This is a genomic window from Hymenobacter canadensis (assembly GCF_027359925.1).
Classification (GTDB): Bacteria; Bacteroidota; Bacteroidia; order Cytophagales; family Hymenobacteraceae; genus Hymenobacter; species Hymenobacter canadensis.
Window position 1 is genome coordinate 735,221 of sequence record NZ_CP114767.1, and the last position, 24,116, is coordinate 759,336.

A 24,116-nucleotide genomic window follows, 5' to 3' on the forward strand; every position below is an offset into this window, starting at 1 on the left:
CTTCGCAACGACTCTACAGAAAGCCCGGCCGACCGCCGGGCTTTTTTTGTGCCCGGTGCTGGCTCATCTCTACCACCACAACCAGCCCCGCTCATGCAAACCTACCAGCTCACCACCCGCCACCTGCGCGTTCTGGCCGACACCGTAACGCCCGTGAGCCTCTACCTGCGCCTGCGCGACCGGTACGCCAACTGCCTGCTGCTGGAAAGCTCCGACTACCACGGCCAGCAGAACGCGTTCAGCTACCTGGCCTTCGATCCGCTGGCCCGCTTTGAGTTGCGCGGCCAAGAGCTGACCCTCACGCTGCCCGACGACACCACCGAAACCGAGACGCTGGATTCGCCCCGCACGGCGCTGGCCCGCCTGCAGGAGTTTGCCGCCAGCTTCCAGACCGAGGATACCGGCCACGACTTCATCACGGGCGGGCTGTTCGGGTACTTGGGCTACGAGGCGGTGCAGGCTTTCGAGGACCTCACGCTGAACCCCGACAAGCAGCCCGCCGGCCAGATTCCGGACATTCTCTACGGCACCTACCGATACGTTATTGCCATCAACCACTTCCGCAACGAGCTGTACGTGTTCGAGCATACGCTGCAGGGCCAGGAAGTGGACGAGAACGGGCTGACCAAGCTGGTGAACCTGATCCGCAACCCCTCGTTGCCCGATTTTAAGTTCAAAACGGAAGGGGAGGAGCGCACCAACCAGACCGACGAGGAGTTCCTGCAGGTGCTGGCACAGGGCCAGCAGCATTGCCGGGTGGGCGACGTGTTTCAGATTGTGCTGTCGCGCCGCTTCCAGCAGGGTTTTTCGGGCGACGAGTTCAACGTGTACCGGGCGCTACGTTCCATTAATCCTTCGCCGTATCTGTTCTACTTCGATTACGGCTCCTTCAAGATTTTCGGGTCGTCGCCGGAAGCGCAGGTGCGCATTCAGGGCCGCGAGGCCAGTTTGTTCCCGATTGCGGGCACCTTCCGCCGCACCGGCCATGACACCGAGGACGCCGCCCTGGCCCAGCAGTTGGCCGACGACCCCAAGGAAAATGCCGAGCACGTGATGCTGGTGGACTTGGCCCGCAACGACCTGGCCCGCCACGGCGACAACGTGCGGGTGAAAACCTTCCGCGAAATCCAGTTCTATTCGCACGTCATTCACCTGGTGAGCGAGGTGAATGCCACCCTGACCACCGGCACCAACTCGCTGCAGGTGGTGGCCGATACCTTCCCGGCCGGCACGCTCTCGGGCGCGCCCAAGCACCGCGCCATGCAGCTCATTGATGGCCTGGAACCGACCGCCCGCGGCTACTACGGCGGCGCCATCGGCCACCTGGGCTTCAACGGCGACTTCAACCACGCCATCATGATCCGCTCGTTCCTGAGCACCGCCGGCCAGCTCTACTTCCAGGCCGGCGCCGGTGTGGTAGCCGCCTCCGACATCAACTCCGAGCTCAACGAAGTGCACCACAAGCTGGCCGCCCTGCGCAAGGCGCTGCAGGAAGCGGAGCGGGTGTAGCATCGGCGGCAGCAGCCCCAGGGCTGAAGCCCTGGGCTACGGAGCCACTCCTTATAGAAGTCACTCACTAGCCCAGGGCTTTAGCCCTGGGGCCATTAGGCCAAACGGCCGAACCCAATGAACATCCTCGTTCTCGACAACTACGATTCCTTTACCTACAACCTCGTGCAGGTGCTGCGGGAGCTGGGGCATACCGACAACGTAACCGTGATTCGCAACGACAAGCTGGCCGTGGACGACGTGGCCGCCTACGACGCGGTGCTGCTCTCTCCCGGTCCCGGCGTGCCCTCGGAAGCGGGCCTGATGCCCGAAATCATCCGCCGCTACGCAAGTTCCAAGCGTATTCTGGGCGTGTGCCTGGGCCACCAGGGCCTGGCCGAGAGCTTCGGTGGGGAGCTGTACAACCTGCCCCAAGTGCTCCACGGCCTGGCCACCGACGCCCACCTCACCGCCGCCGACAAGCTGTTCGAGGGCCTGCCCGATACCTTCAAGGTGGGCCGCTACCACAGCTGGAGCGTGCGCCCCGAAAGCATGCCCGCCGAGCTGGAAGTCACCGCCCTCGACGCCGACGGCCAGGTGCTGGCCTTCCGCCACCGCCAGTACGATGTGCGCGGCGTGCAGTTCCATCCCGAGTCCATTCTCACCGAGCACGGCCACCAGATGCTGCGCAACTGGCTGAAGTAACACCAAGCTCCCGCTTGGTGAGCCGTTCGCGCCACCTGTCCATTCCCCAATAACTACCCCAACAATTCACCAAGCAAGAGCTTGGTGTTACTGATGAAACAGATTCTTAATAAACTATTCGACCAGCAACTGCTGACCCACCCCGAGGCGCTGGAAGCTATGCTGCGCATTGGGCAGGGCGAGGCCAACGCGGCGGAAATGGCGGCCTTCATGAGCGTGTACCGGATGCGGCCGATTTCGGTGCCAGAACTGGCCGGCTTCCGCGACGCGCTGCTGAGCCTGAGCCGCGACCCGGAGCTGGGCACCCGCGACACGGTGGACATTGTGGGCACCGGCGGCGACGGCAAGGACACGCTCAACATCAGCACGCTGGCCTGTTTTGTGGTGGCCGGGGCCGGCTACAAGGTCACCAAGCACGGCAACATCGGCGTGTCGTCGGTGTGCGGGTCGTCGGATGTGTTGCAGCAGCTGGGCGTGGAGTTTGGGGTGGGCAACGACGTGCTGCGGCGGCAGCTGGAGCGGGCCGGTATTTGTTTTCTGCACGCGCCGGCCTTCCACCCGGCCATGCGCCATGCCGGGCCGGTGCGCCGGGAGCTGGGCGTGCGCACGTTTTTCAACATTCTGGGGCCGCTGGTGAACCCCGCACGGCCGAAGTTTCAGGTGGCGGGTACCTTCAGCCTGGAGCTGCTGCGCCTCTACCACTACCTGCTCCAGCAAACCGACACTCGCTACGCCGTCGTCCACGCCCTCGACGGCTACGACGAGCTTTCCCTGACGGCAGCGGCCAAGCTGGCCACGCCCGAGGGCGAGCGGGTGGTATCGGCCGCCGACCTGGGCCTGACCCTGAACCAACCCGAGGAGCTGGCCGGGGGCCGCACCGCCGCCGAATCGGCCGCCATTTTTGTTGATGTGCTGGAAGGCCGCGCCACCCGCGCCCAGCGCGACGTGGTAACGGCCAACGCGGCCCTGGCCATCGGCTGCCTGGAACCCACCTTCAGCTTCGCCGACAGCCTGGAAGCCGCCCGCGAGTCGCTGGACTCCGGCCGCGCCCGCCAAGCGCTGCGGGAGCTGGTAAAGTAGGGGCGCGAAGCCTTTGCTTCGCGTATCAGCCACACCAAGCGCCCATTTGTTACTCACTGATTTCGTTCAAGGAAACGCGAAGCAAAGGCTTCGCGCTACACGCAAAACCTCATGACCATTCTCGATACCATCATTGCCCACAAGCGCCAGGAAGTAGCCACCCGCCAGAGCCTGGTGCCGGTGAAGCTGCTGGAGCAAAGCTTCTACATGCCGGCCCAGCCGCTGAGCTTGCGCCGCTACCTGCTGCGCGACGATTTGAGCGGCATCATTGCCGAGTTCAAGCGCAAGTCGCCCAGCAAGGGCGTCATCAACGCCCACGCGCCGGTGGAGCGCACTACGCTGGGCTACATGCAGGCAGGTGCTTCGGCGCTGTCGGTGCTGACGGATACGGAGTTTTTTGGCGGCAAGAACGAGGACCTGACTACGGCCCGGCGCTTTAATTTCTGCCCCATCCTGCGCAAGGACTTCGTGGTGGACGAGTACCAGATCATCGAAGCCAAGAGCCTGGGGGCCGACGCCGTGCTGCTGATTGCGGCCGTGCTTAGCGGTGAGGAAGTGCTGCGCCTGGGCCGGCTGGCCAAGAGCCTGGGAATGGAAGTGCTGCTCGAAATCCACGATGCCGAGGAACTGGACAAGACCCTGCACCCCGACGCCGTGACCCTGGTGGGCGTGAACAACCGCAACCTCCACGACTTCTCGGTGAGCCTTGACACGTCCGGCGAGCTGGCCCAGCGCATCCCCGACGAATACGTGAAGGTGACCGAAAGCGGCCTGACCACCGCCGCCGACATCGAAGCCCTGCGCGCCGTGGGCTACCGCGGCTTCCTGATGGGCGAAACATTCATGCGCCACTCCCGCCCCGAAAAAGCCTGCGCCGCCCTGGTGCAGCAGCTCCGCGCCACGGAGGCGGTGACGTTGTTGTAAACACTCGGCTGTCATCCTGAGCGGAGCGAAGGACCTTATCACATTAGAACGACTCGTTCGATAGTAACTCTGACGTGATAAGGTCCTTCGCTCCGCTCAGGATGACAGATTAAAAACACTCCTATGCCCACCAACTCCCACCTCATGCCTCACCTCAAAGTCTGCGGGATGGCTGATGCCGACAGCCTGCAGGCGGTGGCGGCGCTGCAGCCCGATTTTCTGGGGTTCATCTTCTACCCCGCGTCGAAGCGGTATGTGGGGGAGCGGCTGCCGGCGGCGGCGGTGCGGGCGTTGCCGGCCGCCATCCGCAAGGTGGGCGTGTTCGTGGACGACGACGCGGCAACCGTGCTGGCGCGGGTGCGGGAGTTTGATCTGCAGCTGGCCCAGCTCCACGGCCACGAAACGCCCGAAACCTGCGCCGCGGTGCGTGCCGGCGGCGTACCGGTGGTGAAGGCCTTTGCGGTAGGCGAGGGGTTCGACTTCGCCCAGCTCCAACCTTACGTGGGCTGCGTGGATTACTTCCTCTTCGACACGGCTGGCCCCCAGCCCGGCGGCAACGGCACCGCCTTCGACTGGACGCTGTTGCAGGACTACAACCTGACAGTGCCGTACTTTCTGGCCGGCGGCATCGGGCCGGAGCACGTGGCGGCGTTGCGCAACCTTCGGCTGCCCGGCCTGTTTGCCCTGGACCTGAACAGCCGCTTCGAAACCGCCCCGGGCACCAAGGATGCCGGCCGGCTGGAGGCTTTTTTTCAGGCGCTGAAAGCATAAAAAGCCAGCATCATACACAGGCAAACTGTGGTAAACGCAGCTACACGGAAGCTATGAGCGAAATAAAAATTGCGCTGGACTGGACGGTGAACACCAACCACACGGGCTTTGTAGTGGCCCAAGATCTGGGCTGGTACGCGCAGCACGGGCTGGAGGTGGAACTCCTGACTCCGGAGGCCGACAACTACGCCCTGACTCCGGCGAAGAAAGTAGAGCTGGGACAAGCCGATTTTGCCCTTTGCCCGTTCGAAAGCATTATCAGCTACCGCACCAAGGCTCAGCCATTCGACGCCATAGCCGTGGCCGCCCTGCTGACGGAAGACCTGAGCAGCATCGTAACGCTCAAGCGCCCGGATATTCAGTCGCCCAAGGATTTGGCCGGCAAAATCTACGCCTCGTACCAGGCTCGCTACGAGGACCAGATAGTGGCGAAGATGCTGGAAAAAGACGGTGCTACCGGCCCGCTGATCATCACCTACCCCGAGAAGCTGGGTATCTGGAACACGCTGCTACAGCAGCAGGCCGATGCCACCTGGATTTTCGATAACTGGGAAGGCGTGCAGGCCCGGCAGCAGGGCGTGGAGCTGACCAGCTTCCGCTTGGCCGATTACGGCATTCCGTACGGCTATTCGCCCGTAATCATGGCGTCGGAAAAGCGGATGCAGGAAAACGGGGAGGCTTACCGGAAGTTTCTGCGGGTGTCTGGGCAGGGCTTCCTGCACGCCAAAGACCACCCGGAGGAGGCGGTGGCGCTGCTGCGAAAGCTGGTGCCGGCCGCCGACCGCAACCCCGATTTCCTGCTCGAAAGCCAACAGTACACGGCCGAATACTACGGCAGCGGCCCCGGTTGGGGCCACATGAGCCCCGCCAGGGTGCAGCGCTACCTGGACTGGCTGGCCGAGAATGGCTTGGAAACCCGGAAGCTGCCGCTGTCGGAAGTCATGACCAACGACCTGTTATAAGAAACCTTTTTTGCGTCTGATTTCGCGGGGTAATCCACTGCGAGACCCTGCGCCACCCACCCCGAGACACTGCGAGAAACTACCATGAAACCAACCTACCAACAACCCACAGAGCGCGGCTACTACGGCCAGTTCGGGGGCGCGTTCATTCCCGAAATGCTCTACCCCAACGTGGAGGAGCTGCGCCAGCAATACCTGAGCATCATGGCCGAGCCGGAGTTCCAGCAGGAATACCAGCAGCTGTTGCGCGACTATGTCGGCCGGCCCACGCCCCTGTTTGAAGCCAAGCGGCTGTCGGCCAAGTACAACACCCGCATCTACCTCAAGCGCGAGGACCTCTGCCACACCGGCGCCCATAAGGTGAACAACACCGTGGGGCAGATTCTGCTGGCCAAGCGCCTGGGCAAAACTCGCATCATTGCCGAAACCGGCGCCGGCCAGCATGGCGTGGCCACGGCCACGGTGTGCGCCCTGATGGGCATGGAGTGCATCGTGTACATGGGCGAAGTGGACATGGAGCGCCAGAAGCCCAACGTGTACCGCATGCGCCTGCTGGGGGCCGAGGTGCGGGCGGCTATGAGCGGCAGCCGCACCCTCAAAGATGCCACCAACGAAGCTATCCGCGACTGGATCAGCAACCCTGTGGATACGCACTACATCATCGGCTCGGTGGTGGGGCCGCACCCGTACCCCGATCTGGTGGCGCGCCTGCAGGCCGTTATCAGCGAAGAAATGCGCAAGCAGCTGCTCGAGAAAACCGGCTCCGAGCTGCCCAACTACGTTGTAGCTTGTGTGGGCGGTGGTTCCAACGCGGCCGGCGCGTTCTACCACTTCCTGGAAGAACCTTCGGTGCAGCTGGTAGCCGTGGAAGCCGCCGGGCACGGCGTGCACTCGGGCCACTCGGCCGCCACCTCGGTGCTGGGTACGCCGGGCGTGATTCACGGCAGCCGCACGCTGCTGATGCAGGACGAGGACGGCCAGATTACCGAGCCCTACTCCATTTCCGCTGGCCTCGACTACCCCGGCATAGGCCCGCTGCACGCCTTCCTGGCCGATTCCAAGCGAGCCCGCTTCATCAGCATTGAGGATGAAGACGCCCTGAGAGGCGTGGCCGAGTGCAGCCGCCTCGAAGGCATCATCCCTGCCCTGGAAACTGCCCACGCCATTGCCGCCCTGGGGCAGCTCGGCGCCGGCCCCGACGACGTGGTGGTCATCAACCTCTCCGGCCGCGGCGACAAGGACCTGGAAACCTACATCAAGTACGCTGACGCTATCATGTAATGCCAAACCACCTGTCATCCTGAGCGAAGCGAAGGATCTTATCACGCGTGAACAAGCCGTTTACGAGTAATCCAGACGTGATAAGTTCTTTCGTCGCTGGCTCGATGCGCCACATGCTCAGGATGACAGGGCCGCTGATATGAACCGAATCAAAGACGCCTTCGCCAAAAAGCAGAAAAACCTGCTCAACATTTACTTCACGGCCGGCTACCCGAGCCTGCACGACACGGTACCCATCCTTAAAGCCCTGAGCGAGGCCGGAGCCGACCTCATCGAAATCGGGATGCCGTTTTCGGATCCGCTGGCCGATGGGCCGGTGATTCAGCAGAGCAGCACCGTGGCGCTGGCCAACGGCATGAACCTGCGGGTGCTGTTCGAGCAGCTGAAAGATATCCGGGCGAGCGTGCCCGAGACGCCGATTCTGCTGATGGGCTACCTCAACCCGGTGATGCAGTTCGGGGTAGACAACTTCTGCCGCGAAGCCGCCGCCGCCGGAGCTGATGGCGTTATTCTGCCCGATCTGCCCCTCGACGATTACGTGGCCGAGTACCAGGATATCTTCCGCCGCCACAACCTGCGGCCGGTGTTCCTCATCACCCCGCAAACCGCCCCGGAGCGTATCCGCCGCATTGATGAGCTGACGGATTCGTTCCTGTACCTCGTGTCGGGCCCCGGCACCACGGGCGGGGCCAACACCCAGGCCGAGGGCGTGCAGGAAGCCTATTTCCAGCGCATCGAGGCTATGAACCTGCGAAACCCGCGCCTCATCGGCTTCGGCATCGGCGACAAAGCCTCGTTCCAAAACGCCTGCCAGTACGCCGAGGGTGCCATCATCGGCTCCGCCTTCATCCGCGCCCTGGACGGCGTCGACGACGCCCCGGCCGCTGCTAAGCGGTTCGTTTCTTCGGTGCTGGCTTAAGCATCATCAAAAAGCACGTCATGCTGAGCATGTGGCGGAGCCGCAGTCGAAGCATCTCGCGTGCTGACGTTGTAATAGTAACCCAACGATTCGAGCGAGATGCTTCGACTACGCTCCGCTTCGCTCAGCATGACGTGCTGATTTCTTTCTCCCTCCCCGAACATGATCATCCAACTCGACCCCCACATCACCGAAGCCCAGAAAGTCGCTATTGAAGCCCGGATTCTGGAGCTGAAATACAAGGCTACGGAGGTGAAAACCCAGCGCGCCCACTACCTGGTGGCCATCGGTAAGGCCGATGTGGATTTGCGCGCCATCGGCCAGCTGCCCGGCATCCTCGACATCCACCGCGTCTCCGACGATTACAAGCTGGTAAGCCGCAAGTGGCGCGTGCGCCCCACGGTGCTCGACCTCGGCGACGGAGTGCGCATCGGGGAAGGCTCGCTCACGCTGGCCGCCGGCCCCTGCAGCATCGAGAGCGAAAAGCAGATGGAACTGATCATGCAGCACTTGGTGGACAACGACGTGCGCATCATGCGCGGGGGCGTGTTCAAGCCCCGCTCGTCGCCATACGCCTTCCGCGGGCTGGGCATGGAAGGCCTGAAGGATTTCCACCGCATGGCCCGGGAGCGGGGCATAAAGATCGTGACGGAGGTCATGCAGGTGTCGCAGGTGGAGGAGATGCACGACTACGTGGACGTGTTCCAGGTGGGCGCGCGCAACACCCAGAACTTCAATCTGCTGGATGCCCTGGGTGGCGTGGATAAGCCCGTGATGATCAAGCGCGGCATTTCCGGCACCATCGAGGAGTTGCTGTCGTCGGCCGAGTACGTGTTTTCGGGCGGCAACGAGAAGTTGATTCTCTGCGAGCGGGGCATCCGCACCTTTGAAACCGCCTCGCGTAACACCTTGGACCTGAACGCGGTGCCCATACTGAAAGAGAAAACCCACCTACCCGTCATCGTGGACCCCTCACACGGCATCGGCATCCGCGAGTACGTGCCCACCATGGCCCTGGCCGGCGTGATGGCCGGTGCCGACGGCATCATCTACGAAGCCCACGAAAAGCCCGAAGAAGCCGCCTCCGACGGCGCCCAGACCCTGAATTTCCAGGAGTCGGAGCGCCTGATCCGCAACCTGCGCAAAGTGTACGCCCTGCGCCAGGAGTTGGAGTAAGTCCATCAGGCAGGCAAAAAAAGAACGTCATGCTGAGCTTGTCGAAGCATCTCGCGTGCTGACGTTGGGGTAGTAATCCGGTGTCAGCACGCGAGATGCTTCGGCAAGCTCAGCATGACTTTTTAATTGGCGTCGGATACGATGCGGCATGATGTGGAGACGCAATATTTTGCGTCTCGTCGTTGAAAAGTCGGAGTCGTGTCGTTCAGCCAAACAACATTAGCAACGCCGAGACGCAAAATATTGCGTCTCTACATTGTTCAAACCGCCCCGTCTCAATAGAAGGCGGGGCGGTTTTTATATAGCGGAAGCCCGATCTACTGCTACCTTGCCGGTATGTTATTCGGCTTCAACCTCTACAGCGGCTTGCTGCTGCCGTTTTTCCTGCAAGGCGTAATCGTGGCGGCGGTGCTGTGGGCGCGACGGCGGCGCGAGGATACGGCGGCCGACGGCTGGCTGGCCCTGCTGCTGCTGCTGTTTGCCGTGCGGCTGGCCCAGTGGATGCTGGGCTTTGCCGGCTGGTACGATTCGCACGACGCCCGCACGACGTTCATGTTCTACTGGCCGTTCAGCAACTGGCTGGCGGTGGGGCCCGCGCTGTACTTCTACTTCCGCAGCCTCACCAACCAGGAGTTCCGGCTGCAGCGGCGGCACTGGTGGCACTTCGCGCCCGCGCTGGCCTTTGGGGCGTGGCTGCTGGTAGTATTCGGCTACGATATTGGCTGGTGGCACGGGCTGCAGGGCCAGCCGCTGCCGGGCCATTTCGGCACCAAAGGCCCTTTAGCCAGCTGGGCCGACTACCAGCCCATCGGGCTGCTGGCCGATACGCTGGGCTACCTCTCGGTGCTGACCTACGCGGTGCACACCCTGCGGGCTTACCGCGAATACGCCCGCTACCTCAACGACAACTTCTCCGACACCGAGCAGCTCCGGTTTCGGTGGCTGCGCAACGTGCTGGTGGCCGTGGTGGTGGGCACCGGCGTCACGCTGGTGTTCGGGGTGGTCAACCTCTTCATCACGCCCCTCAACTACGTGCAGAGCTGGTACGATTACCTGTTCACCGGCCTGTTGATCTACTACCTCAGTATCTCGGGCCTGCTGACGGGCTACCGCCTGGCCGCCCTGCGCTTCCGGTTGCCGACAGATACAGCCACTCCATCAGCGGCCACGCTGCCGATGGTGGAAGCCGCCGCCGTAGTTTCCGCCGCCGCCGCACCAGCAGCAGACACAACAATCATTTACGAGGCGGTATCCGGTCTGCCTGAAACAACTGTTTCGCCCGCTGCTGCGGCTGCCAGTGTGCCATTGGCATCCGATGCTGCAGTCGAAGCGCCAATCGAAGCGGCTGCCGAGCCCGATGTGGAGCTGGCCCGCTGGACGGCCCGGCTGCTGGCCCACATGCAGGCGGCCCGGCCCTACCTGGAGCCCGAGCTGACGCTGGGCGAGCTGGCCACCCAGCTGCGCACCAACACGTCTTGGCTCTCGAAGGTCATCAACTCCGGCTGCGGCCAGAACTTCAATGACTTCATCAACGAGTACCGGGTGCGCGAGGCCGAGCGCCGCCTCCGAGACCCACAGTTCCGGCACTATACCCTGCTGGCCGTAGCCCTGGAGGCCGGCTTCAACTCCAAGTCCACGTTCAACCGCGTCTTTAAAAAGCTCCGCGGCCAGACCCCCAGCGAAGCAGCCCGGCAGCTGTAGAGACGCATTCTTGCGTCTCGCCGTTGAACGACTGGCCCTGCGTCAACAGTCCGATGTAGAGACTCGACACTTCGCGTCTCGGCGTTGAACGACCCGGAACCGCGCCAATCAAACAACTTCAGCAACGGCGAGATGCGAAGTGTCGCGTCTCTACGCCTGCCCAGTGTCAAACTATAAATTGGGGCGTCCCAGGCTGTAAACTGGGGCGTTTGGGGGCGGCGGGGGCAGTTCCTTTGGGACATCGTTTCACTTCAACCCCCCATTGCCATGCGTACTTTCCTGCCTTCCCGTACGGCCGCCGTTGCCACTTTCGCCGCCCTATTACTGCTCGTTACGGCCTGCTGGGCGGGCATCACTTCCAATCTGCTCATTGAGCCGGGCAAGCAGTTTGTGCTGGGCGGCGGGCAGCTGGGCGGCTTCAAAGTAGAGGCCCACAACGTGGGCACCGTGCCCGTCGAGTTCAAGGAGCGGCCTCGGGGCGGCGGCATTTGCGGCAAAACCACCCTGGCTCCCGGCGAGCGGGGTACGTTGCGGTTCATGGCCGGTTCCACAGCCGTGCTGCTCAACCCCTCCGCCCAGCAGGCCAAAGTAGACCTCAAAATCACCGGCGACACCCGTCTCAGCATGACCTACGAGCCCAACGGCAAGCTGTAGGCCAATGCACTGCTTGGTAGCTTATGCCTTTCGATTCGATAGGGCGTTGCTGCTGAATGGCACTCTTATCCTGAAAATGACCCGAAGAAAATAGGTGGTTTGGCTGTAGAGTAAATGTATTACATAGGAAGAGGGTGTAAATAATGAGGCTGCTGAAAACTTGTTTATTCCAGAAGTCTTCTATATTTGCATCATGCTGAACCTAAACGCGAAACGCTTTATGACCATTAATCGTCCTGTCCAGGACGAGGTCGGGCGCTTTTGCGGAAATGAAAGGTAGAACACAGCATGCTTCTCCTTCTCTGAAATCCACTTAAGAGCCCGACTCCTCCCCAGGAGCCGGGCTTTTTTTCTGTCCTGTACGCGCTATGATACAGCAACACTACGACCGGTACACCACGCAGGATCAGCTGGTTTGGAAGGTATTGTTTGACCGCCAGACGGCCCTGCTGCACAAGCGCGCCTGCTCGGCGTTTGGCCGGGGGCTGGAGGCCGTGGGCTTCCACCGCAACGCCATTCCCAACTTCCAGGAAGTAAGCCAGCGCCTGCAGAAGGCCACTGGCTGGCAGCTGGAACCGGTGCAGGGCATGCTCAATGATGCCGAGTTCTTTGGGTTGCTGGCCCAGCGCAAGTTCCCGGCTACCGTCTGGATCCGGAGCATGGCCCAGTTCGACTTCATCGAGGAGCCCGACCTGTTCCACGGCGTGTTCGGCCACGTGCCGCTGCTCATGGACCAGGCCTTTGCTGATTTCCTGCACTTCCTCGGCCAGGTAGCCGCCCAGCACCTCGATGATGCCGTGGCCCTGGCCCGCCTGGAGCGGCTCTACGGCTTCACGGTGCAGTTCGGGCTGGTGGAGGAGCACGGCCAGACGCGTATGTACGGGGCCGGCCTGCTCTCCTCGTCGGGCGAAATTCACCACTGCATCGGCGACATCACGCGCCGCTTTCCTTTCGACCTAGCTACCGTGCTGCACACGCCCTACAGCGAAGCCCACCTCCAAGATCAGTATTTCGTGCTCAACAGCTGGGCGCAGCTCACCGAAAGTGTAGCCGAGCTGGCCGCGTTGTTGTCGTCGGGCTGGGAGTTGCAGCCGGTGGAGTAAGCAGCCGGAAAGGCGTAAGGCAGGACGCTGTATTGTGGCACTTCCAGCGCTGTACGTGAAGGCCTAGTACTTAAAAAGCCTCCTGGATTAATCATCCAGGAGGCTTTTTAAGTACTAGGCTTGCTGAATATGGTTTATCAGCCAGCATCATCGCGCTGCTTGCTGGCTGCGGATGAGCGGCGCAGGCGGCGTAAGGCCAGCGCACCACCGGCCAGCAGTAGCAACGATGCGCCACCATCAATCGGGACGGCAGTTGGATTGTTGGGGTCGGGTGTGGGGCCGCCCGTGCCGGGGCCCTGCGCATGGGCAGGCGAAGTGTGCAGCAGAATAGCCACTAGTCCGATAGTTGGCAGCAGAAAACGGTGAGTAGAGAGCTTCATAGGAGAAAGTCGAGAAACAGGAAGGATGTATTGGAAGGCGGCGGACACTGGTAATGCCCGCCGCTTTCGAACTACTCTATTACCAAACGTTTGGTGGCTGGGCCAACGAGAGTGGACAATCGTAACGTGTAAACGCCCTGCGCCAGCCCGCTCACCGACAGCATCTGTGGCGTCCCCGCCGTGCCTGGTGCCCACGAATAGCTGCGAACCGCCTGCCCCAGCGCATTGTACAGCACTGCCGTGCCCGGCACGGTGCGTAAAGTAGCAGGCAGAACCAGGGTGGCTGTGGTATGCGCCGGGTTGGGATACAGCTGAATCTGCTGGCCGGCCAGCGTGGCCGCGCTGGCCAGTATGCGGTTAGTGGTCAGGAGCAGCGAAAACCGCGGGCCGGTGGCGTCTGCGGCTTGGCGGAAGGCGTATACCGGCTGCTGGGCCAGATCGAGGCTGGTGCCGGTTTCTGCGTCGCGCAGGTAGGCGTAGAGCCCGGCCGGCAGGTTTAGCAGCTGTGCGGCTTCCAGTTGGTAGGAGCCCGATACCGGTACGCGCACCTGCAACGGAATCAACACGTCGGCGCGGCTGAGGGCGGGCAGCCCGCTGATGCTCAACTGCTCGGAGCCCACGGGCAACGATAGGCTGGCCACGTTGCCGGTGGTCAGTTTGTAGGCGTCGAAGGCGGCATCAAAGGCAGATGTAGCGCCCTGCTCAAAATAGACGGTGGCAGCATCGCGCTGAGTACCGTTGACCAGATCGAGCTGAAGCAGCGGGCGGGTTTCCAGAGCCGAAGGGCGGTTGAAGTCCGGGTTTTGGTAGGTGGTGAGGCGGGCTGCGTTGCTGAGCGACAGGCTGCCCGGCGTGCCGGCCGTGGTGGTTCGCACAAAGAAGCCCTGACCCGACGCAATGAAGCGGGCGTCGCCCACACCATTCACGAAGCTGCTGTAGCTGCCCGCATACGTCCCCGACGACTTGAACACGTACACCGCGTTATCAAGGCCCGAGAGGCCGGTCGTGGCCAGGGTCCAGTCGATGGGGGCGGGATAGGGGTTGCCCAGCAGGTGCCAGCCCGAGGTAGGCTGCGTGCCGCGGGTTAGGCCGGTGCGCGCCACGGTCCCGCTCGTGAGCGTACCCACAAAATCGACGGTGGCGGTGGCCGGTAGATTCACGGTGTAACCCACACCCGGCGTCATAGCCGCCGATAGGGTCGCCGGCGAAAACCAGCCCTGGTCGAAGCTGGCGGCTGTGGCATTCACCCGGCTTTCATCGTAGCCAAAAACCGTGGGGAAAGGCGTAACGGCGGCCGGCACCGGGGCCGTATTGTAGGCCGGATTCACAACCGGTGTAAAGTTGGCCGCGCCCAGGTCAGCTACTGTGGTATTGCTGACGGGCGCACTGTAGTGGCGGTAGCCGGCCCCGGCATTCTGGCTGGGGCTGATGTAGCGCTGCATCGTGGCGGCCCCGGTTACTACGGCGGAGCCGTTGTTTACTACCATGGCCGTGCCGGAAGCATCCGAAAGCAACGTTAGCGTCTGACTATTGGTAGCCAGGTTGCCATTCAGGGTCAGCAGGCGGCTCACGGCCAGCGGCCCGGTGAGCTGGGCGCCGGCCGGGCCAACGGTCAGGCCGGCCATGCTGATCAGGTTGCTGCCGCCCAGGCTTTGCTGGGCGGGGCCGCCCAGGACGAGGGCGCCCGCCCCGATGCAGCTGCCATTGTTCAGGAATGTGCCATTGAGCGTAAGAGTGCCGCCGCTTGCTACCGTGAGGCTGGCCCCGCTGGCAATGGTGAAGCTGTTGGCGCTGGCGGCGCTGCTCAGCACCGGCATCCGCACGGCTGCAGCCGGAATCGTAACATCGGTGGTGGCCGTGGGTAACGTGCTGTTAGCCCAGTTGGCCGGGTCAGTATATACGGTGCTCACGCTGCCGTTCCACTGGCCGTTGGCCGTGGCGGGCGGATTTACGATGACGGTGATATTAAACTGCCGGCTTGCCACCGGCGTGCCGTTGTCGGTGGCCACAATGCTGATGGTGTTGGTGCCAACGTTGCACGGAGCCCCGGTTACACTCAGGCTCAGCACCGGGTTGATGCCCGCGCTAACGCTGGACGTGACGTTGCACAGCCCGTTGGTGTTCACGGCCAGTGTCACGGCTTGGCCGGCTTCTGGACCCGAAAACTGCGGCGCAATGCTCACCGTCTGGCCCTGGTTGACGGTAATGGTATTGTTGAGCGGCAGATTGGTGGCGGAAGGCGGCAGGTTGCCGTTCGCGAAAACGCGGTAGGAGATGCATTGCTCATCCAGCCAGTTGACCCCGCTGGGGCTCACGTTGTCGGTGCGGATAGCGTTGTTAAGGTTGAAGCGGCCCGTCTGGATAAAGTCGCCATTGGTGCCGCGGTTAGCGCCCACCGTGGCCAGCGAGCCGCCGAAGCCATCTACCCCGTTGGAGGCGTCGCCGGTGGTCCACTGCATGTCGCCATAGGCAAACGTCACGTCATCCGTCGTGACACCCGCCGAGTTGGCCCGAATGACGATCTGGAAGGTGTTTTTCTTATCTGTTTTGCCGCTGAAGTAGCCTACGCGGTTCCAGGTGACCACCAATCGGTCGGGGTAGAGTTTGTACCAGATGCTGCCGCTACTGGCGGGGCGCGTGTCCACATCGGCCCAGAACCCCGCCACCATGGGCGTGACAATCGGGAAGCCATTGGCGGAAAACTGCGACACTGAAGCGCCAAACGACAGGTTGCCGTTGGTGTTGATGTATACGCCAGTGTAGGGCGTACCGAACAGCGTGAACGTGAAGCCCAGCGGAATCAGGCTGGACGAACCGTCGTCGTTGCGTGGCAGGTTGGTATAGCCGCCGGCGGCCGGAGCCGACACAGAATCCAGCGGCTCGAAGCACGCCGGCAGCTGCGGCGCGGCACTGCTGCCGAGGACCGGGCGGGCGGAAGACCGGGCCTGGGTGCCGGGCCTGATCAGGCGTTGCTTGCGCAAATCGTACTGCGGATCGAGCAGGGAAGGGTCGATGGCTCGGGACGTGGCTGTTTGAGCAGCAGCCTGCTGCCCGAGCGTTCCAGCCAGGCACAGTGCCAGCATCCATCGATAAAACAACACCAGAGGAAACGTGCGCATAGTGACTTATGAGTTAAAGGTGAACGATGAAAAAGGATCGGTTGACAGCAAGCAGCCGGGTCGTCGCCAGCAAACAAAAGCTGCCAACGTAGTATTTAATTTGCATTAAATATATAATTTATTTAATTATAAAATACCACATGTGTGTGTGGTGATAATTAATTGTCAGGCAATGATATAGTGCTTATGGGCCTCTCAGCAAGGCAGGCTACTCCATAGTGGTAACAGCGCTGAGAATATCCAGGCAAAGGGGGGCGAAAACCGCACGGCCAAAACATTCAAGGCGACAAGGCTGTATTGAGGGCGAATCCAGCGTTTATAACTGGCCGCGAGTGCCGCCGAATCGGGCAGCCAAGTTGTTTGCCATGTTTTCCCGCTTACCTTTGCTGCACATGCTGCTCTTCACGTCCCGCTATTATTACGCCGCCACCTATTACGCTCCCCTCCGGAGCGGAGCGGCCACGGCGTATGCGAGGAACTGAGTAGAGCACATCACCCTCCCCAACGTCTTTCAAGCCTGCCTCCGCTTCCTGCGGAGGCAGGCTTTTTCTTTTTCCACCTTTTCCTTTTTCGTTATGCAGTCTGTTTCTGCCGCTCCCGTTGCTTCCGATGCCCTTCCGCTGCTCACCCAGGTCTATGCCGACTACACCGCCGCCGATCAGCACGTGTGGCAGCTGCTCTTTGACCGCCAGATGGCCCTGCTGCCCGGCCGCGCCGCCGAGGCGTTTCTGGAGGGTGTGCGCCGAGTGGGCTTCACCCGCGACGCCATCCCCGATTTCCGGGAGGTGAACCCCCGCCTGCAGGAGCTGACCAGCTGGGAGCTGGTGGTAGTGCCCGGCATCGTGGACGACGCCGTGTTCTTCCAACTGCTGGCCGACCGCAAATTTCCCGCTACCACCTGGCTGCGCACCCTCGAACAGCTCGATTACCTCGAAGAGCCCGACATGTTCCACGACGTGTTCGGCCACGTGCCGCTGCTGACGGATGCCGGCTTCACCGACTTCCTGCAGAAACTGGGCGCGGCCGCCGTGCACCACGGGCAGCGTTGGCCCGGCACGCTGGAGCAGTTCACGCGCCTGTACTGGTTCACGGCCGAGTTTGGCCTGATTCAGCAGCCCGACGGCCTGCGCATCTACGGGGCCGGGCTGCTGTCGTCGCACGGGGAGGTGAAGTTCAGCCTCAGCGAAGCGCCCACCCGCCTGCCCTTCACCCTCGACGGCGTGCTGGATACGCCCTTCGAGAAAGACAAATTCCAGGACCTCTACTTCGTGCTCACCGACATGCAGCAGCTCCCCGAAAGCCTGGCTCAGCTTCAGGCGCGTCTGCTGGAGTAGGTTTTGGGTGAGGAGGTGATGGACAATGTTAAACGTCATGCAGAGGGGCAGACGAAGCATCTCGCGTGCGGACGTTGCTCCATAACCCAGGGTTTAAACCCTGAGCTACGGAGCGGTTGAGGTTGCCAAATACTGCAGCCTCAGCACGCGAGATTCCTCGCAGGCTCGGAATGACGGGCTACTTTGTCCAACACCTCATCAATACCGCCAGCCCAGCCGGCGGTAGATGAAATGCAGCAGCCACAACGGGCCGATGAGCAGAAACTGCAGGTCCTTGAGGAAGCTGGGCTTCTTGCCTTCCACCTTGTGGCCCCAGAACTGCCCAACCCAGGCCAGCACGAACACGATTAGGCACACAGCCCACAGCGGCAGAGCTGCCCCGGAATCCACCACGCGCAACCCCAGCGCCATAACCACCCACACTAGCACCATGCCCACCGCCAGCCGCCCCGAGAGGCGCACATAGTACGCCACGGCCAGCACCATCACCACGGTAGCCCAGTTCAGCCACGGGCTGATATTCTGCACTGCCGCCGGTACCGGCACCGACCACAGCAGGCCCAGAATGGCGAACATTATCAGCGGGACGCACACCCAGTGCACCAGCTTGTTGGTGGGGTTCTGGTGGCTTTCGGCGTACTCGTTCAGCAGCCGCTGAACCGGAGAAACGAGGGCGGTAGACATGGTGCAGTGAGTTGGCGGGGGCTAAAAGGTAGCAGATTCCCGGCGGCCTGGAAAGCCCTGCCCAGCTGTAGAGACGCGACACTTCGCGTCTCGGCGCGTGCTGACGTTGTTCAGGCCATGCGGTGCCGGTTGTCTGGATAATACACGTCGGCGCGTGCTGGCGTTATGCCGGTGGCGTGGTTCCAGTTGTTCTGGCGAAAGACGCGAAGTGTCGCGTCTCTACAGCCGTTCAAGCTGAAACAAAAAAAGGCTGCCCAAGCGGGCAGCCTTTTTTACGCATTGCTGGAAAACCACCGGCTGTCGGAACGCATCCGTGCAATCCGATGAATCCGGCTAAATCCGTGATTTATTTCAGCTTCAGGCTCTTCTTGAGGTAGGCAACTGAGGCGGCGTGGGCGTCGGTGGCCATGTCCTTGCTGTACTTGGGGTTGGAGGGGTTGGCGAAGGCGTGGTCGGCGTCGTAGGTTTTCACCATGAGGCCTTTTTTGGCGGTGGCCATGTCCTTGCTGAACTGGTCCACTACCTCCTGGTTGATCCACTTATCCTGCTTGGCGAAGACGAACAGCACGTCGGTATTCAGCGTCTTGAGCTTGGCTACGTCCTTCTCGGGCATACCGTAGTAGGCCACGCAGGCTTTGGCTTTGGAGCCGGCCAACAGGGCCGTCTGGATGCTCCAGCCGCCGCCGAAGCACCAGCCAATGCTGCTAATTTGGGCTTTGGGGCCGGCGTAAGTAAGGGCGCCGTTGATGATGGCTTGGGCACGCTCGGTTTTCACGCCCTGCATCAGCTTGCCAGCCATGTCGGCGTCGGTGGCTACCTGGCCGTCGTAGAGGTCGAGGGCAATGACGTTGACGCCGGGCAGTTCCTCGGCGAAGCGGCCGGCTTCCTGCTTGATATAATCATTCAGGCCCCACCACTCGTGAATCACGAAGAGGTACTTGTCCGACTTGGTCTTGCTCTTGATTTCAAAGGCTTTGCCCATCTGGCCATCGGCCGTCTTGAACTCAATCATGCTGCCTTCGCCAGCGTAGGTGAAGGGTAGCGGGGCATCGTGGCCGCCGGAGAAGTCCTCGTTGGAGGCCAGCATAGCGAATACCTCAGTAGCGGCTTGGCCGGCGGCGGACTTGGTGCAGCAGCTCATCGTCGATTGGGCTGAGGCCACCGATACTACGCTTAGCAGCGCGGCGCAAAGGGTCCAGAGTTTTTTCATGGAAACAGGAGGTGAAGATGGAGAGAGAAAAAAAGCATCCCGGGGCTATTCGTGTAAGTACACGAGTTGCTCCGGGATGCTTAAACTAGAGTTTGCCGGTTTAGTTTGGAAACCCTCGATTATTCGGCAGGATTGGTGCGGATGGAGGCGCGCAGCTCCGTGAGCAGGGCGTAGAGGCCCACGTAGGTGCGGTTGAGGTAGATGAAGTGCTCGGAGCCGCGGGGCTCGCGCTGCTGGCGTAACTCCGGCTCCTGCATCAGGTCGTCGCCGAGGGCATAGAGACTCTGCATGTAGGCTGGGTCGCCGAAATCGAAGGTGGGCTGGCGGAAGGGGCGGCCCACCAGCTCCAGGGAGGCGCGCATGGTGCGCACGTAGAATTCGCGGCGGGCGGCCGGGTCATCGGGGCGGAGCACGCCGCCTTCTTCTAGCAGCGCCGCCAACTGGGCGGGGTCGGCGAGGGTTTCGGGTGTGAGCAGGGCCGTAAACAGGCGGTGCACGTCGGCCGGAATTTCCTTTACGCAGCCAAAATCCAGCACGCCTACGGTGCCGCCGTCGGTGGTGGTGAGCAGGAAGTTGCCGGGGTGCGGATCGGCATGCACCTGGCGCAGCTCATTCAGCTGGAACATGTAAAAGTCCCAGAGGGCCTGGCCGAGCTGGTTGCGCACTTCCTGGCTGGGGTTGGTTTCAAGGAACTCCTTCATGTGCTGGCCGGGCAGCCAGTCCATGGTCAGGATGCGGGCGGCCGACAGCTCGGGGTAATACTGGGCAAATTGCAGGTGCGCCAGACCGGCCGAGGCGGCGGCAATCTGCTGGCCACGGCGCAGCTCCAGGGCGTAGTCTGTTTCTTCGAGCAGGCGGGTTTCCACTTCCTGCATGTAGGGGCGCACGGTGGCTTCATCAAGGCCCAGCACGCGCAGGGCAATGGGTTTCACCAGCCGGATATCGGAGCGGATGCTGTCGGCCACGCCAGGGTACTGCACCTTCACGGCCAGCTCCCGGCCGTCTTTGCGGGCAAAATGCACCTGCCCGATGCTGGCCGCCTGTCGGGCTTCGATATCAAACTCGTCGAACACCTCAAATGGCGACCGGCCAAACGCCTCCCGAAACGTTTTCACCACCAGCGGACCAGAAAGCGGCGGAGTTTGGTACTGAGCTTGGGCAAACTGGTCGGCGTAGGCGGTGGGCAGCAGGTTCTTTTCCATGGCCAGCATCTGGGCCACTTTCAGCACCGAGCCTTTCATTTCGCTGAGCGTGCCGTACAGCTCGGCCGCGTTGGCCGCGTGCAGGTCGGCGGTGGGGCTATCGGCTCCCACGGCCCGCTTGGCGTAGTGCTTCACGTAGTTGGCCCCCACGTTGAGGCCGGTTTTGGCGAAACGCGCCGCCCGGGCCACTTTGGTGGTGGGCAGGGAGGTAAGCGACTTGGGGGTATCGTCCATGAGGAAAATGTCAAAGGATAAAACCGTCATTCCGAGCAAAGGCGGAGCCGCAGCCGAGGAATCTCGCGTGCTGACGTTGTAATGCCGTTGATTACTACGCTAGCGAGATTCCTCGGCTACGGCTCCGCCTTCGCTCGGAATGACGTTCTGACTTACCGGCGCACCAGGAAACGCACGAAATCGGTGGCGGAATCTAGGGTGTTGCGACCCACCAGGTCGAAGCTCAGCGTGACGCCTTTCTCGATGGCGGCGTCGGTGCGCTCGAAGTTTACGCTGTCGTCTTTGGCGAAAAAGCCGAGCACGAATAGCTGCTGCTGCCAGAAGAAGCGGGGGTAGCCGTGCTGCACCAGGTGGCGGCTGGCCACTTCCTCGGTGCGACGACCCTCGCGCAGCAAATCTTCCACGAAGGCCTCAAAATCCTGCCGGAAATCGTCCAGCACGCGGGGCGTGAGGCCGGGCATTTTGGAGAGCGAGCGGCGCAGGCTTTGCAGGGCGTAGCTGCGGTTGTGCTTGAGAATCTCGATCAGTGTGTAGTAAAAGCCCAGCAGCTTTTCGCGGGCGCCGTACTGCTCCCATACCGGCTCGCGGGCGGCCGTGGCGCGGGCCTCGCGGCCAAAGTCGGCCCAGATTTCCCGGTCGATGGCATCGAAATTAGGGTAGCTGGCGTAGAATTCCTGCTCGGGCAGCCCTAGTTTTTGGGTCAGCTTGAACACCGAAATCGGCGGCTTGCCTTTGCGCAGCACGTAGTCGAGGTAGGCTTGCTTGATCCGTTCTTTGGGCGAGAAAGCCGCTTCAGGAGCGGGCGTGGGTTGCTGTTTCATAGTAGCGGTATAACCGCGTCAGCGGCTGAAAGTTGTGAGAAACCCGACTGGATTTGGCTAGGCGTGTAGGTCGCGGGAGGCGCGGTAGGCGGCCAGGGCCCGGTCGCGGGTGGCGGGGTGCTCCACCATGGGTTTGGGGTAGCGCGGCGTGCCGAACTCGGGCACCCACTGCTTCACGTAGGCGTGCTGCTTATCGAACTTGGCCAGCTGCGAATCGGGACTAAAGATGCGGAACCAAGGCTGCGAATCGGCGCCGGTGCCGGCCACCCACTGCCAGTTGCCCACGTTGGAGGCCATTTCGTAGTCGAGCAGCTTCTCGGCAAAGTAGGCCTCGCCCCATTTCCAGTCGATGAGCAGGTTTTTGATGAGGAAGCTGGCCGTAGCCATCCGCACACGGTTGTGCATGAAGCCGGTGGCGTTGAGCTGGCGCATGCCCGCGTCAATGAGCGGGTAGCCGGTGCGGCCCTCGCACCAGGCCCGGAACTCGTCCTCGTTGTTGCGCCACTTGATGTCGCGCAGCTTAGGGTCGTAGCTTTCGTGGGCGGTGTGGGGGAAGTGCCAGAGCAGCTGCATGAAGAAGTCGCGCCAGATTAGCTCACTCAGCCAGATTTCGGCCTTGGCCTCCAACGCCCGCTGCACCAGGTGGCGGATGCTCACGGTGCCGAAGCGCAGATGCAGGCCCATCCGGCTGGTGGAGTCGCGAGCGGGCAGGTCGCGGGTGTCGGCGTATTGCTCTAGGGTGCGGGAAGCCAGCCGTCGGCCCGGAATGTGCTCGGGACTGCGCTCAAAGCCCATATCGGCCAGGGTGGGGCGGGCGCCGGCCGGCACGCGGGCCAGCTTATCGAGGTGGTCGGCGGAAGGGTGGGGGCGGTAGTCGGCCTCGGTGAGACGGGCCAGCCAGGAGCGCTTGTAGGGGCCGTAAATCTTGTAGGGCTGGCCGGTTTTGGTCTGCACCTCGTCCTTCTCGAAGATGACCTGATCCTTGTATGTATGCAGCGGAATCTGGTGCTTGGCCAGCAGTTCGGTTACGGCCTGGTCGCGGGTGGCGGCGTAGGGCTCGTAGTCGTGGTTGGTGTGCACGGCGGCCACGTCCAGCTCCTTGAGCAGCGCGGCAAATACCTTTTCCGGCTTGCCGTAGCGCACCAGCATGGTGCCACCGGCCGCCTCTGCCTCTTTCGTCAGGCGCTGCACCTCATCGTAAATGAACATGACGCGGGCATCCTGGCGGTTGTCCAGCTTATCGAGGATTTCGGGGTCAAAGATGAACAGCGGCACCACCGGCTGCTCGCCCTGCAACGCGGCGGCCAGCCCGGCATTATCCTGGAAGCGTAAGTCGCGCCGGTGCCAGAACAGGGATACTTTCATAATAGAGAAGTGGGAGAGAATGATACTACCCTGTCATCCTGAGCGGAGCGAAGGACCTTATCACGTCGGAGAAAACAGTTCTAACGTGATAAGATCCTTCGCTCCGCTCAGGATGACAGGCGATTCGCTACTTCAGTCGGCCCATACCGCCATCCACGGGCATTACTTGGCCGGTGATGAAGGAGCCGTGGTCGGAGAGGAGGAAAGACGCCATGTAGGCCAGATCCTCGGGCTCGCCGATGCGCTGGAGTGGGTGGCGCTTGGCGCCGGCTTCCAGCTTTTCAGGCGTGCTAAGCAAAGCGGCGGCCAACGGCGTGTTGGTGAGCGACGGGGCCACGGCATTCACCCGGACGCCGCTGGCGGCGTACTCGGCGGCCAAAGCGCGGGTTAGGCCTTCCACGGCCGCTTTGGCGGTGGCAATGCTGGCGTGAAACGCCATGCCCGTATCGGCAGCCACGGTGCTGAACAGCACTACCGATGCGCCGTTGGCCTTTTTGAGCCGCTTCATGCTGGCCTGCAGCACCTGCACCGCGCCCATCACGTTCAGCTCGAAATCAGCCCGGAAATCGTCGGCAGGAATCCGTTCGAATGGGCGCAGCTTGATGCTGCCAGGGCAGTACACCACGCCGTGCAGCACCTCCGGCAGGCCATCCAGGGCCGTGCCAAAAGGCTGGGTCACGTCGAGGGGCAGAAAGGTAGTGCCCAACTCAGCCAGCTCGGCCGACTCGTGGCGGGAGGCCGTGAACAGGTGGGCCTTGAGCTTGTGCAGAAGTCGGGCCGTAGCCAGGCCAATGCCCGAGGAGGCACCTACGATGAGGATGTTTTTGTCGGCAAATTCCATGAGTGCGAAGTCAGAAGTAGGGAGGTGGGTTCAGAACTGAACCGTCCCGGGAAAGTTTGCCGCCTGGTAGGATAAAGTAGCAGGATTTATGGTGTCATAATTTTGCGGCTGTAATCTGGCTGAAGCAGGATCTGAAAATAAAAAAAGAAATAATTGGATGAT

General features: G+C 62.0%; 21 protein-coding genes. 13 read left to right on the forward strand and 8 right to left on the reverse strand.

The features are described from left to right. Window positions 1–93: 93 nt before the first annotated feature. The 12 genes from O3303_RS03140 (at window position 94) to O3303_RS03195 (ending at window position 12,764) form a co-directional block, all read left to right on the forward strand. Complete coding sequence (locus tag O3303_RS03140; RefSeq protein WP_269560612.1) at window positions 94–1,509, forward strand: anthranilate synthase component I family protein; 1,416 nt, start codon at window positions 94–96, stop codon at window positions 1,507–1,509. A 117-nt stretch (window positions 1,510–1,626) separates the two neighbouring features. Next, a complete protein-coding gene (locus O3303_RS03145; RefSeq protein WP_269560613.1) occupies window positions 1,627–2,193 on the forward strand; it encodes an anthranilate synthase component II in 567 nt (188 codons plus the stop codon). A 93-nt stretch (window positions 2,194–2,286) separates the two neighbouring features. Then, window positions 2,287–3,273, forward strand: coding sequence for an anthranilate phosphoribosyltransferase (gene trpD, locus O3303_RS03150; RefSeq protein WP_269560615.1), 987 nt, complete (start codon window positions 2,287–2,289; stop codon window positions 3,271–3,273). 111 nt (window positions 3,274–3,384) lie between these two features. Next, on the forward strand, window positions 3,385–4,197 hold the full coding sequence (gene trpC / locus O3303_RS03155) for an indole-3-glycerol phosphate synthase TrpC (protein WP_269560616.1): 813 nt from the start codon (window positions 3,385–3,387) through the stop codon (window positions 4,195–4,197). A 123-nt stretch (window positions 4,198–4,320) separates the two neighbouring features. Further along, complete coding sequence (locus O3303_RS03160) at window positions 4,321–4,968, forward strand: phosphoribosylanthranilate isomerase (protein ID WP_269560617.1); 648 nt, start codon at window positions 4,321–4,323, stop codon at window positions 4,966–4,968. A 53-nt stretch (window positions 4,969–5,021) separates the two neighbouring features. Continuing rightward, a complete protein-coding gene (locus O3303_RS03165) occupies window positions 5,022–5,930 on the forward strand; it encodes an ABC transporter substrate-binding protein (RefSeq protein WP_269560618.1) in 909 nt (302 codons plus the stop codon). An 84-nt stretch (window positions 5,931–6,014) separates the two neighbouring features. Continuing rightward, entirely contained in the window at window positions 6,015–7,211 is a 1,197-nt protein-coding gene (trpB, locus tag O3303_RS03170) for a tryptophan synthase subunit beta (protein ID WP_269560619.1), read from the forward strand. A gap of 139 nt (window positions 7,212–7,350) precedes the next feature. After that, on the forward strand, window positions 7,351–8,130 hold the full coding sequence (trpA, locus tag O3303_RS03175; RefSeq protein ID WP_269560620.1) for a tryptophan synthase subunit alpha: 780 nt from the start codon (window positions 7,351–7,353) through the stop codon (window positions 8,128–8,130). Window positions 8,131–8,292: 162 nt separating this feature from the next. Beyond that, window positions 8,293–9,306, forward strand: coding sequence for a 3-deoxy-7-phosphoheptulonate synthase (aroF, locus tag O3303_RS03180; protein WP_269560621.1), 1,014 nt, complete (start codon window positions 8,293–8,295; stop codon window positions 9,304–9,306). Between the two features lie 336 nt (window positions 9,307–9,642). Next, window positions 9,643–11,007 carry a helix-turn-helix domain-containing protein gene (locus O3303_RS03185; protein ID WP_269560622.1) on the forward strand — a complete coding sequence of 455 codons (1,365 nt, stop codon included), beginning with the start codon at window positions 9,643–9,645 and terminating at the stop codon, window positions 11,005–11,007. Window positions 11,008–11,274: 267 nt separating this feature from the next. Beyond that, window positions 11,275–11,661 (forward strand): hypothetical protein, encoded by a 387-nt coding sequence (locus O3303_RS03190; RefSeq protein ID WP_269560623.1) that lies wholly within the window; start codon window positions 11,275–11,277, stop codon window positions 11,659–11,661. 368 nt (window positions 11,662–12,029) lie between these two features. Next, the gene (locus tag O3303_RS03195; protein ID WP_269560624.1) at window positions 12,030–12,764 is read left to right on the forward strand and encodes a phenylalanine 4-monooxygenase; all 735 of its coding nucleotides are present in this window, start codon (window positions 12,030–12,032) and stop codon (window positions 12,762–12,764) included. 137 nt (window positions 12,765–12,901) lie between these two features. On the opposite strand, the gene O3303_RS03200 is transcribed toward O3303_RS03195, so the two are convergent. Both O3303_RS03200 and O3303_RS03205 read right to left on the reverse strand, forming a co-directional pair. Further along, the gene (locus O3303_RS03200) at window positions 12,902–13,144 is read right to left on the reverse strand and encodes a PID-CTERM protein-sorting domain-containing protein (protein WP_269560625.1); all 243 of its coding nucleotides are present in this window, start codon (window positions 13,142–13,144) and stop codon (window positions 12,902–12,904) included. A 71-nt stretch (window positions 13,145–13,215) separates the two neighbouring features. Next, window positions 13,216–16,263 (reverse strand): DUF8693 domain-containing protein, encoded by a 3,048-nt coding sequence (locus O3303_RS03205; protein WP_269560626.1) that lies wholly within the window; start codon window positions 16,261–16,263, stop codon window positions 13,216–13,218. 575 nt (window positions 16,264–16,838) lie between these two features. Here O3303_RS03205 and phhA point away from each other — a divergent pair. Then, window positions 16,839–17,597 (forward strand): phenylalanine 4-monooxygenase, encoded by a 759-nt coding sequence (gene phhA, locus O3303_RS03210; protein ID WP_269560627.1) that lies wholly within the window; start codon window positions 16,839–16,841, stop codon window positions 17,595–17,597. Between the two features lie 198 nt (window positions 17,598–17,795). On the opposite strand, the gene O3303_RS03215 is transcribed toward phhA, so the two are convergent. From O3303_RS03215 to O3303_RS03240, 6 genes are all read right to left on the reverse strand, one after another. Continuing rightward, a complete protein-coding gene (locus tag O3303_RS03215) occupies window positions 17,796–18,281 on the reverse strand; it encodes an Mpo1 family 2-hydroxy fatty acid dioxygenase (protein WP_269560628.1) in 486 nt (161 codons plus the stop codon). Between the two features lie 346 nt (window positions 18,282–18,627). Further along, window positions 18,628–19,491 carry a dienelactone hydrolase family protein gene (locus tag O3303_RS03220; protein WP_269560629.1) on the reverse strand — a complete coding sequence of 288 codons (864 nt, stop codon included), beginning with the start codon at window positions 19,489–19,491 and terminating at the stop codon, window positions 18,628–18,630. 119 nt (window positions 19,492–19,610) lie between these two features. Further along, a complete protein-coding gene (locus tag O3303_RS03225) occupies window positions 19,611–20,927 on the reverse strand; it encodes an ABC1 kinase family protein (protein WP_269560630.1) in 1,317 nt (438 codons plus the stop codon). Between the two features lie 152 nt (window positions 20,928–21,079). After that, window positions 21,080–21,748, reverse strand: coding sequence for a TetR/AcrR family transcriptional regulator (locus O3303_RS03230; RefSeq protein WP_269560631.1), 669 nt, complete (start codon window positions 21,746–21,748; stop codon window positions 21,080–21,082). Window positions 21,749–21,805: 57 nt separating this feature from the next. Beyond that, window positions 21,806–23,113 (reverse strand): cryptochrome/photolyase family protein, encoded by a 1,308-nt coding sequence (locus O3303_RS03235; RefSeq protein ID WP_350356605.1) that lies wholly within the window; start codon window positions 23,111–23,113, stop codon window positions 21,806–21,808. 127 nt (window positions 23,114–23,240) lie between these two features. Continuing rightward, a complete protein-coding gene (locus O3303_RS03240) occupies window positions 23,241–23,954 on the reverse strand; it encodes an SDR family NAD(P)-dependent oxidoreductase (protein ID WP_269560632.1) in 714 nt (237 codons plus the stop codon). Between the last annotated feature and the right edge of the window lie 162 nt (window positions 23,955–24,116).